11 protein-coding genes and 1 pseudogene are annotated in these 11319 nt (G+C 65.0%); 1 reads left to right on the top strand and 11 read right to left on the bottom strand.

Translation table 11 applies throughout. The annotated features are described in order from the left end of the window. Positions 1 to 1361, top strand: a pseudogene (locus Q8K99_08935) (catalase). A 43-nt stretch (positions 1362 to 1404) separates the two neighbouring features. Here Q8K99_08935 and Q8K99_08930 read toward each other — a convergent pair. From Q8K99_08930 to Q8K99_08880, 11 genes are read right to left on the bottom strand one after another with little or no spacing between them, the layout of a single operon-like run. Next, positions 1405 to 2775 carry an NADH-quinone oxidoreductase subunit N gene (locus Q8K99_08930; GenBank protein ID MDP2182677.1) on the bottom strand — a complete coding sequence of 457 codons (1371 nt, stop codon included), beginning with the start codon at positions 2773 to 2775 and terminating at the stop codon, positions 1405 to 1407. Beyond that, a complete protein-coding gene (locus tag Q8K99_08925) occupies positions 2776 to 4251 on the bottom strand; it encodes an NADH-quinone oxidoreductase subunit M (GenBank protein ID MDP2182676.1) in 1476 nt (491 codons plus the stop codon). A 5-nt stretch (positions 4252 to 4256) separates the two neighbouring features. After that, entirely contained in the window at positions 4257 to 6176 is a 1920-nt protein-coding gene (nuoL, locus tag Q8K99_08920) for an NADH-quinone oxidoreductase subunit L (GenBank protein MDP2182675.1), read from the bottom strand. Position 6177: 1 nt separating this feature from the next. Next, positions 6178 to 6489, bottom strand: a complete 312-nt coding sequence (gene nuoK, locus Q8K99_08915) for an NADH-quinone oxidoreductase subunit NuoK (GenBank protein ID MDP2182674.1) — start codon at positions 6487 to 6489, stop codon at positions 6178 to 6180. After that, positions 6490 to 6990, bottom strand: a complete 501-nt coding sequence (locus Q8K99_08910) for an NADH-quinone oxidoreductase subunit J (GenBank protein MDP2182673.1) — start codon at positions 6988 to 6990, stop codon at positions 6490 to 6492. Continuing rightward, on the bottom strand, positions 6983 to 7423 hold the full coding sequence (locus Q8K99_08905; protein MDP2182672.1) for a 4Fe-4S binding protein: 441 nt from the start codon (positions 7421 to 7423) through the stop codon (positions 6983 to 6985). Before Q8K99_08905 ends, Q8K99_08910 begins: the two co-directional genes overlap by 8 nt. Positions 7424 to 7425: 2 nt before the next feature. Next, on the bottom strand, positions 7426 to 8445 hold the full coding sequence (locus Q8K99_08900; GenBank protein MDP2182671.1) for an NADH-quinone oxidoreductase subunit H: 1020 nt from the start codon (positions 8443 to 8445) through the stop codon (positions 7426 to 7428). Continuing rightward, positions 8442 to 9650 carry an NADH-quinone oxidoreductase subunit D gene (locus tag Q8K99_08895; protein MDP2182670.1) on the bottom strand — a complete coding sequence of 403 codons (1209 nt, stop codon included), beginning with the start codon at positions 9648 to 9650 and terminating at the stop codon, positions 8442 to 8444. The genes Q8K99_08900 and Q8K99_08895 overlap by 4 nt, the downstream gene beginning before the upstream one ends. After that, positions 9647 to 10108: an NADH-quinone oxidoreductase subunit C gene (locus tag Q8K99_08890; GenBank protein ID MDP2182669.1), complete on the bottom strand. Its 462-nt coding sequence runs from the start codon at positions 10106 to 10108 to the stop codon at positions 9647 to 9649. The genes Q8K99_08895 and Q8K99_08890 overlap by 4 nt, the downstream gene beginning before the upstream one ends. Further along, on the bottom strand, positions 10083 to 10586 hold the full coding sequence (locus tag Q8K99_08885; protein MDP2182668.1) for an NADH-quinone oxidoreductase subunit B family protein: 504 nt from the start codon (positions 10584 to 10586) through the stop codon (positions 10083 to 10085). Before Q8K99_08885 ends, Q8K99_08890 begins: the two co-directional genes overlap by 26 nt. Next, on the bottom strand, positions 10577 to 10930 hold the full coding sequence (locus tag Q8K99_08880) for an NADH-quinone oxidoreductase subunit A (protein MDP2182667.1): 354 nt from the start codon (positions 10928 to 10930) through the stop codon (positions 10577 to 10579). The genes Q8K99_08885 and Q8K99_08880 overlap by 10 nt, the downstream gene beginning before the upstream one ends. Positions 10931 to 11319: the final 389 nt, after the last annotated feature.

Below are 11319 nucleotides of genomic sequence, written 5' to 3'. Positions count from 1 at the left end.
CCGAGCGCGTTGTGCACGCCAAGGGCGCAGGTGCACACGGGTACTTCGAGGTGACGGCCGACGTCACGCCGTACACGAAGGCGGCATTCCTCTCGGAGGTCGGCAAGAAGACCGAGGTCTTCGCGCGTTTCTCAACCGTTGGTGGCGAGAAGGGATCCGCCGATGCGGAGCGCGACCCACGCGGCTTCGCGATCAAGTTCTACACCGAGGAGGGCAACTACGACATGACGGGCAACAACACGCCCGTCTTCTTCATCCGCGATCCACTCAAGTTCGCTGACTTCATCCACACCCAGTAGCGCAATCCGCGCACGTTCCTCAAAGACCCGGACATGTTCTGGGACTTACTCTCGCTCACACCCGAGTCGGTCCATCAGGTGACGGTGCTGTTCTCCGACCGCGGCACACCTGCGACCTACCGCAACATGAACGGCTACTCCAGCCACACGTACGTGTGGTCCAACGCTGCGGGCGAGCAGTTCTACGTGCAGTACCACTTCAAGACCGAGCAGGGCATCAAGAACTTCACGGCGGCCGAGGCTGACACGATGAAGGCAAGCGATCCGGACCACGCGACCCGCGATCTGTTCGAGGCGATCGAGCGCGGCGACTATCCGTCCTGGCGTCTCGAGATGCAGATCATGCCCGTGGCCGTGGCCGAGGGCTACCGCTTCGACGTCCTCGACATCACGAAGGTGTGGCCGCACGCAGACTACCCGCCGATGACGATCGGGCGCATGGTGCTGAACCGCAACCCCGAGAACTACTTCGCCGAAGTCGAGCAAGCAGCGTTCAACCCGAGCAACTTCGTCCCGGGAATCGGCCCATCGGCAGACAAGATGCTGCAAGGGCGCCTGTTCAGCTACCACGACACACATCTGCACCGCCTGGGCCCGAACTACCATCTGCTGCCGATCAACGCACCCAAGAATGCGCCGATGTCGAGCTACCAGCGCGACGGAGCGATGCGATTCGACGACAACGGCGGCGTGGGACCGAACTACTGGCCCAACAGCCAAGGTGGAGCAGGTCCGGACCCGAGTGCCGCCGACCCCGGCATGCCGGTCACGGGCTCGACGGGACGCACGGCCTATCCGCACCCCAACGACGACTTCGTCCAGCCCAGAGCGCTCTTCCGCGACGTGATGACCGACGAGGACCGCGACCACCTAGTGGGCAATGTCGTCGGCCATCTGAAGAACGCGCAGGAACGGATCAGGCTCCGCCAGTGCGCCGTCTTCTACAAGGTCGATCCCGAGTACGGAACACGCGTGGCCGAGGGCGTCGGTGTCGATGTCGCCGAGGTCGAGCGCCTCGCGGCGATGTCTCCGGAAGACCGGGCAGCTGCCACGGCCGGGTAGCGATAGCCGGATCCACGCACGTGAGCCACAGCTCGCGGCGGTTTCAGAGCCCCAGGAAGCCGAGAAGCGGACCCGCGGCGACTCCCACCGCAACCGTCGCCACTGCGGCCAGCATGAGCGCAAGGCTCGCGGCGGGGGTGGGCGCGGTCTCCTCGGCTGGTGGATTCTCCCGTGTCCCAGAGAACATAGCGTGAATCAGGCGGAAGTAGTAGCCAGCCGAGATTACGCTCGCGATGAGCGCCACGACGACGAGCCAGTACCAGGCCGCGTCAATCGCTGCGGAGAACAGGTACAACTTGCCGAAGAAGCCGGCCAGCGGCGGGATGCCGATGAGCGACAGCAGCCACACAACCATGCCCCAGGCCACCCACGGGCGTCGCGCCGCAAGCCCGCCAAGGTCGTCGAGCCGGTCGCCCTCCTCGGCGACCACGAGCATGATCGCAAGCGAGGGAACCGCATACGCGACGGCGTAGAAGATCGCCGCGTGGTAGCCGAGCGGCGTCCCTGCGGCGAACGCCATGACGAGGTAGCCCGAATGCGCGACGCCGGAGTATGCCATCAGACGACGCATGTCGCCCTGCGGCAGTGCCGCCAGATTGCCAAGGAGCATCGATGCGGCCGCCACGATCGCGATCACCGTGGCGAGCCCCTCGACACCGGGAGCGAGCATGGCGATCAGGCGCACCATCGCTGCGGTGCCTGCGATCTTGGGCACCGTCGAGACGAAGGCGACGCTTGCGGCGGGAGCGCCCGCGTAGGCGTCGGGTGCCCAGAAGTGGAACGGAGCCGCCGACATCTTGGCGAACAGACCCGCGAGCACGAGTAACGCGGCGACCGCGCCGAGCGCTCCGGATCCCGCCAGTGAGATCTCGGAGAAGAGGGTCGTACCCGAGATGCCGTACACGAACGACAGACCGTAGAGCATGATCAGCGAGGTGAGCAGCGAGAGCAGGAAGTACTTGAGTGCGCCTTCGAGGCCGCGTTCGTCGCCCCGGCGGTATCCCATGAGGACGTAGGCGGGCATCGTCGAGAGCTCCAGCGCCATGTAGAGCGTGATCAGGTCCGCCGACATCGCCATCAGCATGCCGCCCGACGCCGAGAACATCGCGAGCGCCACAGCGTCGCGCGACCGCTCGCCCGACATCCCCCGGCCGGACAGCCACAGCAGCCAAAGCGCGGTCACGCCAGCAGCACCCGCACGGATGAACGCGGCCTGGGCATCAGGCTGCAGCATCCCTCCGAGGAAGGGGTCACCCGAACCTTGCACCACCACGAGTACGCCGGCGATGGCCGCGAGAACGGCGCCGATGAGTGCGGTGCCACGGTCACGACCGGGCAGGAACTCGCCAAACAGCGCAAGTAGCGCTCCGGAGAGAACCAGGGCCTCGGGGACCAGATGCCAGTACCCCTGCATCTACGCTCCCACTCCCGCAAGCAGCGCACTGACGGCCGGATCGATGAATCGGAGCAGTCCCGACCAGTAGACGCCAAGACCGACGATGAGCACCACGAGCGGTGTGAGGATCGCGATCTCGCGCCCTGAGAGATCTTGCAGTCCCGCGACCGCCTTGCTTGGCTCGCCAAGGACGACGCGCTGCACCATCCATAGCATGTAGGCCGCAGCGAGCAGAACCCCGACCGCCGAGGCGATCACGTAGCCGCGCGCCATGGTCGACTTCCACGCGCCGAGAAGCGTCAGGAACTCCCCGGGAAATCCGGCGAGCCCCGGCAGACCGAGCGATGCGAAACTCGCGAAAGCGAGCAGTCCCGCTGCGACCGGGATCTGCGTCGAGAGACCCGAGACGTCAGCGATCATGCGTGTGTGGGTCCGCTCGTAGACCATGCCCACAAGCAGGAACAACATGCCCGTGATGAGGCCGTGGGCGACCATGACCACGACCGCGCCGTTGATGCCCTCGGGAGTCATCGCCGCCACGCCGAGCATGACGAAGCCCATGTGCGAGACCGAGGAGTACGCGACGAGCTTCTTCAGGTCCGTCTGGGCGAATGCCACAGCCGCCCCGTAGATGATCGAGATCGCCGCAAGCAGCGCGAGGAACCAAGACCAGGAATGCGCCGCGTCGGGCAGGATGGGCAGTGACACGCGCACGAAGCCGTATGTGCCCATCTTGAGGAGTATGCCGGCAAGCAGAACCGATCCGGCCGTCGGGGCCTCGACGTGCGCATCCGGCAGCCAGGTGTGGAAGGGCCACACCGGTACCTTCACCGCAAAGCCCAGGAAGAACGCCGCGAATACCCACCACTGGAACCCGAGCGGAAGTGCTCCAGCGGCGCCTGCCTCGGCGAGCCTCAGCATGTCGAACGTCCCGCCCGCCGGGTGCAGGTAGAGCGCGAGAATGCCCACGAGCATGAACACGGAACCGAACAGCGTGTAGAGGAAGAACTTGATCGCCGCATACTGGCGGCGCGGACCGCCCCACATGGCGATGAGGAAGTACATCGGTACGAGCACGAGTTCCCAGAACACGTAGAACAGCACGAAGTCGAGCGCGCAGAACACGCCGTTCATGCCGACCGCGAGCAGCTGGATCATCGCGAAGTAGAACGCCGGCTTGTCGTCGATCTTCCAGCTCGCAAGGATCGAAAGTACAACGAGTAGCGCTGAAAGCGCCACCAGCACCACGGAGATCCCGTCGACGGCAAGGAAGTACTGGATGCCCGCCTGCGGCACCCATGCCCCCTTCTCGACGAACTGGAATCCACCCGCCACGTCGAACCGTACGAGCATCCAGATCGCGAGTGCCAGGTCAGCCAAGGAGAAGCCGAGAGCGACCTTCTTTGGCAGGTCTGGACTGCTCTTGGGCAGAAGCGCGGTCACAGCCGCGCCCACGAGCGGCAGGAACACGATCGTTGTCAGGAGTGGCAGCATCGGCCTTACGCCCCTTTCAGGACGATCCACAGCACGAGGGGTACCAGCAGCGCCACGAGCGCCCCCACGGCCAGTCTCTGATACGTCTGTATGCGTCCACCCTGGATGCGTCGTGCACGTACTCCCAGGGACTTGACCATGCCGGCGGCGCCGTTGACCGCGCCATCGATCACGCCGATGTCGAACACCGAGCTCATCCCGGCGACTCTGCGCCACAGCTCGCCCGTGCCGTTCACTACTCCGTCGACGACGTGCGCGTCGAACCGCGAGAGCAAGGCGGCCAGGCGCATGTAGGGACGAACTATGAAGGTCTCGTACGTCAGGTCGAAGTAGAGCTTCTGCGCGAGCATCTCGTAGCCGTATCCAGCGCGGCTCTTCAGCGAGCGTGTGTTCAGCACAACGCCGGGCCGCCCGTACGCCCACCACCCGAGCGCGAGCCCGCTCGCGGCGACGGTCACCGAGATACCCGCCATAAACGGGTCGGGCCAAGGAATCTCGTGGCCAAGGAACTCACCGAGACGGGGGCCGAAAAACCCGATGACCGCCGTGATCGATGCCAGCAGAACCATCGGCAGGATCATCTCCTTGTGGCCTTCGTGCAGCTCCTCGGTCTGCTTGGGCCCGGCGAAGACACGGAACCACAGTCGCGCGACGTAGAACGCCGTCACGAAGGCCGCGCCAAGCGCGATCGCCCATGTGACGTAGTGGTGCTCGTGCCACAGCACGGTGAGTATCTCGTCCTTGGACCAGAAGCCGCCGAGCGGGGGTACGCCCGCGAGCGCCAGGGCGCCGACTGTGAAGGTGGCCGTGGTCCACGGGAGGTAGCGGCGCAGACCGCCCATCTCCCGCATGTCTTGCGTGTGGTACGCGTGGATGATCACGCCTGCGCCAAGGAACAGCAGCGACTTGAAGAAGGCGTGCGTCACCAGGTGGTACAGCCCGGCGACCGCCCCGCCGGCGCCGAGTGCGACGAACATGTAGCCGAGCTGGCTGATCGTGGAGTACGCGAGCACCTTCTTGATGTCGTGCTGCACCGCGGCGAGCAAACCGCCTACGAGCGCAGTCGTCGCGCCCACGAACAGTGTGACGGTGAGTGCCGTCGCGCTCGCTTCGAAGATCGGGAATGCGCGGGCCACGAGGTACACGCCGGCCGCAACCATCGTTGCCGCGTGGATGAGGGCCGAGGCGGGAGTGGGGCCAGCCATCGCGTCGGGCAGCCACACATGCAGCGGCACCTGGGCGGACTTGCCCATCGCGCCAAATAGGAGCAGCAGGGCCACGGCGGTGGCGACTCCGGGAGCCCAGGTCTCGGGCGCGCCGAGCACGTCGGCGAAACCGAAGGAGCCGACCGTCGCGAACATCACGAACAGCCCGATCGCGAACCCGATGTCGCCCACCCGCGTCGTCATGAACGCCTTCATCGACGCCTTGCGCGGAGCCTCCTGCTCGTGCCAGAAGCCGATAAGCAGGTAGCTGCACAGCCCCATGATCTCCCACGCCACGTACAGCAGCAGGAAGTTGTCGGCAAGCACGAGCAGCAGCATGGCCGCCGTGAATAGCGAGAGCGCGGCGTAGTACCAGCCCACGCGCTCGTCGCGGTGCATGTATCCCAGCGAGTACACCTGCACGCATGCACCCACGACCGTGATCACGATGAGCATCGCGGCAGATACCGCGTCGAGCATGATGCCGACCTGGAGTGGCACGCCGCCGAGGGTGGCGAGCGTCATCGACGCGTGGTAGACCGGCTCGCCCGCGTGCCCGCCCGGCCACACGCTCGCGAAGGCTGCAACCGACAGCCCGAGTGCGCCGAGGATGGCGGCCACGGACACCCATCGCGCCTTGTTGCGCATCGCACGTGACATCGGAGCCAGCACCACGAACGCAAGTGCCGGAAGCAGAGGTATGGCGGCGACGTAGCCCACGCTAACCCTTCAGCCTCTCCATAGTGGACAGTTCGACAGAACGCGAGCGGCGGTAGATCGCGAGTACGAGAGCGAGGCCTAGCCCGATCTCGGCCGCGGAAACCACCATCGTGAATATCGAGAAGAACTGGCCGGTCATCTCGGTCGGGGTTATCCAGCGAGACAGCGCAACCATGTTCAGGTTGACGGCCACCGCCATGATCTCCAGCGACATGAGCACCATGACGGCACTGCGCTTGGACACCGCGCCATAGAGACCGAGCGAGAACAGCACGGCGGCAAGCCCCAGAAACGCTCCCAGTCCCACCTGCATCTACTCCTCTACCTCCTTCGACCACCATACGGCGCCCACAAGGGCGACCAGAAGGACGAGGGAGGCGACTTCGAACGGCAACACCCATTTGGTGAAGAGCTCCATGCCGAGAGCGGCGGTGTCCGGAGCCGATTCGGGCATCGGAGCGATAGCGGGAACGAATCGTGCGAGTGCCACGAACACCATGCCACAGAAGACGGCCGCCAGCGCGGCGGCGGGCAGCGACGCGTCCGCCGGCCGAATCGCGTCCTCGCGACGACGCAGTGTGAGCATGACGACGAACAGGAGCAAGACGCTCACGGCCCCGGCGTAGACGAGTACCTGCACGAGCGCGAGGAACTCCGCCGAAAGCAGCAGGAACAGCCCGGCCACCGCGAGCATGAACTCGAGGAGCCAGAATGCGGCATGCACGACGTTGGGCGACGAGAGCACGCCGATCGCACCGCCCACCGCAGCGAGCGCGAGCAACCCGAATGCGACCGCGTTCACCGTCTCAGCCATCGGCGTTCACCACCTTGTCGCGCCGCGGCGAGGCCGCATCGACGTCCTCGATCAGGCTCGTGACGAGCAGCGCGGGGTCCGTCACCGCGAGCTCGTAGTCCTGCCCCATCTCGATCGCGTCGAACGGGCACGCCTCGACGCACAACCCACACATCATGCATGCGCCAAGTTCGTAGAGAAACCGGTCGATGTGCTTCGACTTGTCCTCGGCGGTCGTGATCTCGAGGTCGAGGATGTGGTCGGGGCAGATGCGCACGCAGGTCATGCATGCCGTGCACGTGTGCGATCCGTCCTCGGCGAGCTTCAGCTGTACAGCCCAACGTGCACGTTCGGGAAGCTGGAGCTTCTCGTAGGGGTACCTCACGGTGATAGGCCCGCGCATCATGTTCAGCAGGGTGATGCGCAGTCCGTTGAGTAGTCCGGTCCCCCACATCGTCAGCCCACCCCCTGCGTGAGCTTCACGATCAGACCCGTGACCAGGATCCACCCGAGCGACGCGGGGATAAGCCACTTCCACCCGAGCGACATGAGCTGATCGATACGCACGCGCGGGAAAGTCCCGCGAATCCACATCATCACGAAGATCCCGATGTAGGTCTTGATGATGAACGCCGCCGGGGCGAGAATCGGCACCGCCGCGTACCACGACTGCGGCGCCCACGGGATCATCCCCCCGCCGAAGAAGAGCACGACCGCCAGCGCCGAGACGATGAACTGGTTCGAGAACTCCGACAGGAACAGCAGTCCGAACTTCATCGCCGAGTACTCGGACGCGAAGCCCGCGACGAGCTCGGACTCCGCCTCGGACATGTCGAACGGTGTTTGGTTGAGCTCGACGAGTGCCGCGATGCAGAAGATGAGGAACGTCGGCCAGAACAGCGGGAACGTGATGTGCCAGCGCGGGACCACGCCGAGCCACAGGCCCCCTTGCGATTGCACGATCTCGCCGAGGTTGAGCGTGCCGGTGAACATCACGATAGGCAGGACCGACAGCAACAGCGGCACCTCGTAGGCGATCTGCTGCGCTGCGGCACGCATCCCGCCAAGGAGCGACCACTTGTTCGCGCTCGCCCACCCGGCCATCAGTATCCCGATCGGCACGAGCGAGAGCGCAGCGAACGTGTAGAGCAGTCCGGTGTCGAGGTTCGTGATGCGCCATGTGCCGCCGAACGGCAGTGCGGCGTAGGCCGCGAGCGAGGGGACGAACACCGCCGCGGGCGCGATGAAGAAGAGTGCCTTGTCGACCGCGCTCGGCGTGATGTCTTCCTTGGTCAGGAGCTTGAGCACGTCCATCGTGGTCTGCAGAATGCCCTTCGGGCCCACATGCGCGGGGCCGATTCGCACGTGCAGATGGCCAAGGACCTTGCGCAGCATGTAGATGAGCACGACACCGTTGGCGAGCATTAGCCCGAGGGCGGCAGCAATGCGCAATATGACCACCAGCGCCGGGCTCACCGATCCACCTCCCCGAGCATGATGTCGGTCGAGCCGATGATCATGACGACATCGGCGAGCAGGTGCCCCGGCAAAATCTCCTCGAGCGCCTGCGCGGCGAAGAGCGACGGGCCGCGATAGTGGTAGCGGTAGGGTGTGTCGGATCCGTCCGACAAGATGTGCACGCCGGTCTCGCCGCGAGACGACTCGACCGAGGCGTAGGCCTCACCGGCGGCGGGCCGCAGCACCTTGGGCACTTTCGCCATGAACTCACCGTCAGGCATCCCCGCGACGCACTGGCGAACGATCCGGACAGCCTGGCGCATCTCTTCCATGCGGACCATATAGCGGTCCCACGCGTCACCGACGGCGCCGACGGGAATGTCGAACTCCATCTCCGGGTACGCGTCGTATGGGCGGTCCCGGCGCACGTCGAAGCCGAGTCCCGCTGCGCGAAGGTTCGCGCCGGTGAGACCGAACGCCACGGCCGTGTCGCGGTCGATGACGCCGATTCCCTTGACGCGGTGTTGGAAGATCTCGTTCCCGCCAAGAAGTGCGTGGTGCTCCTCGAGGTAGCGATCGAAGCTGTCACAGAACGCGATGATCGCCGCATCGACTCCAACCGGCAAGTCGGCAAGAACTCCACCCGGGCGAATGTAGTTGAACATCATTCTTTGGCCACTGATGGCTTCGAGAATGTCGAGGAGCGCCTCGCGGTCACGCATCGCGTAGAGGAACTGCCCCATCGCACCGGTGTCCAGGCCGAACGTCCCGAACCACACGAGGTGGCTCGCGATGCGCGTGAGCTCTGCGACGAGCACGCGAATCCATGCGGCCTTGCGCGGGACCTCGACCGCGAGCAGCTTCTCGGTCGCAAGCGCCGCTGCCTGCTCGCCGTGCATGCCGGAGACGTAGTCGCCGCGGTCCATGAGCGTGCCGAGCTGGTTGAACCGGCGGCTTTCCGCCAGCTTCTCAATGCCACGATGCAAGTAGCCGAGCGAGGTTTCGGCCGCAACGACCTCCTCGCCGTCGACCTCGATGATGAGACGCAAGACGCCGTGCGTGGAGGGGTGCTGGGGGCCCATGTTGATGATGAGATGCTCGGTCGTGAGCCCGTCGACGCCTCGCGGTGCACGCTTGAGCCCCGCCGGCGGCAGTCCGGGGTCGTGCGTGCCCTCGGCAGCGAGCAGCCCCACTTCGGCGATGAGGCTCCGGGGATCGTTCACCGGTTCCTCACCTCCTCGGGAGAACGGATCGGCACGCTCTTGCGAAGCAGGGGCGCCACGCCATCGGTTGTGAAGAGCCGCTTGGGATTCGGGTGCCCCGACAGGACCAGGCCGAGGAGCTCCGCCGTCTCGCGCTCGGGCATCAGCGCCGAAGGATGCGTGTTCCACACGGACGTGAGCTCGCCGTCGTAAGGCAACGTGGTCTTGACGTAGACCTCCTCGTCGCGTGTGAAGGACCTGAGATGATAGGTGATCTCGATATCCTCGCCGGTGTCCGTGCCGAAGAAGTCGAGCAGCATGCGGAAGTCGAGGTCGCCGCTCCTCAGCGCCGCGAGTGCCACGGGCGCGTCGGCTGCGTCCACGCGGACGATCATCCCGGGGCCGCTTCGATCGACCTCCGCGCCGCCGACGCCAGCGCCGGCCAGTATGTGGCTAAGAACGGTCGCGTCGGGCAGCAAGGCGCTCCTCCGTCCGCTGCTTGATCTTGTCCTGGAGTTGAATGAAGCCGTACTGCACGGACTCCGGACGTGGAGGACACCCCGGTATGTAGACATCGACCGGGACGACCTTGTCGACCCCCAGTGCGACGTTCGGGTACTCGCGAAACGGCCCGCCGGTCGAGGCGCACGCGCCCATGGCCACTCCCCACTTGGGCTCGGGCATCTGGTCGTAAAGCATGCGCACCGTCTCCGCCATCTTGTGGTTGACGGTACCCGCCACGATCATCACGTCGGCCTGGCGCGGTGAGGCCCGGAAGAACACGCCCATGCGGTCGAAGTCGAACCGCGGCCCCGAAGCGTGCATAAGACCCTCGATCGCACAACACGCGATGCCGAACGCGAGGTACCACAGCGAATTCGCGCGCGCGGTGTCGAACAGCTGCTCACTACGGATGAACGCGAGGGAGTGCTCCCCGGTCAAGCGGTCTATCGCCACCTGAGCGCCCCCTCTTTCCACGCGTACGCGAGACCCAGAGCGAGAATCGATACGAAGATGACCATCTCAATCAGAATCAAGATACCGGCCTTGCCAAAGACCACAGCCCACGGGTAGAGGAAGACCGTCTCTATGTCGAAGACAACGAAGAGGAGCGCGTAGACGTAGTAGCCGATGCGGAACTGCACCCAGGGTGGACCGACCGGTGTCGAACCACACTCGTAGATCTGCCCCTTGGCCTCAGATGGCGCCGAAGGACTGAGCAGGTTGGAGACGGTGACGGTCGCCGCCACGAACAGCGCGCCGATCACTACGAAACCGCCGAGTATCGCGTAGTCGAGCATCATGTGCGAGTAAGAACCCTTCTGCTGCCAGCACGTACGCGAGAACGCCCTCCGCCAGGATACGACAACGCCCGCAGTGCGGGGAGCGACGCTGCTCCACCCGACCGTGGGCGCCATTGATTCGGGACAAAGTAACACAAGTTACATGTTCGCTCAAGGCCCGGTGTTCGACGGGTAGTGGGTCAGTTTGAAGCCGCCTTTTTCTGGGTCTTGTGACACATGTGTGGGTGAGAATCCGCCAAGAAATAGGGATCTTGTGACACATGTGTGGGTGAGAATCCGCCCTGAATGAGTTACGCACGTCGCCCCTGAGCTTGGGATACTGGCTTGTCTGAGAGTCAGGAAACCGAGCCACGGAGGACGACGTGCGCACAAGCAGTCTATTCAAG

The organism is Actinomycetota bacterium (assembly GCA_030682655.1).
Classification (GTDB): domain Bacteria; phylum Actinomycetota; class Coriobacteriia; order Anaerosomatales; family JAUXNU01; genus JAUXNU01.
Note: the sequence above shows the minus strand (reverse complement) of the source record. Positions and strands in the feature narration are given on the sequence as shown.

Bases quoted from the DNA above. Each gene is read 5' to 3' on its own strand.
- nuoK (MDP2182674.1), bottom strand. From the start codon at position 6,489: ATGCAGGTGGGACTGGGAGCGTTTCTGGGGCTTGCCGCCGTGCTGTTC.
- Q8K99_08930 (MDP2182677.1), bottom strand. From the start codon at position 2,775: ATGCAGGGGTACTGGCATCTGGTCCCCGAGGCCCTGGTTCTCTCCGGA.
- Q8K99_08910 (MDP2182673.1), bottom strand. From the start codon at position 6,990: ATGGCTGAGACGGTGAACGCGGTCGCATTCGGGTTGCTCGCGCTCGCT.
- Q8K99_08880 (MDP2182667.1), bottom strand. From the start codon at position 10,930: ATGCTCGACTACGCGATACTCGGCGGTTTCGTAGTGATCGGCGCGCTG.
- Q8K99_08905 (MDP2182672.1), bottom strand. From the start codon at position 7,423: ATGTGGGGGACCGGACTACTCAACGGACTGCGCATCACCCTGCTGAAC.
- Q8K99_08925 (MDP2182676.1), bottom strand. From the start codon at position 4,251: ATGCTGCCACTCCTGACAACGATCGTGTTCCTGCCGCTCGTGGGCGCG.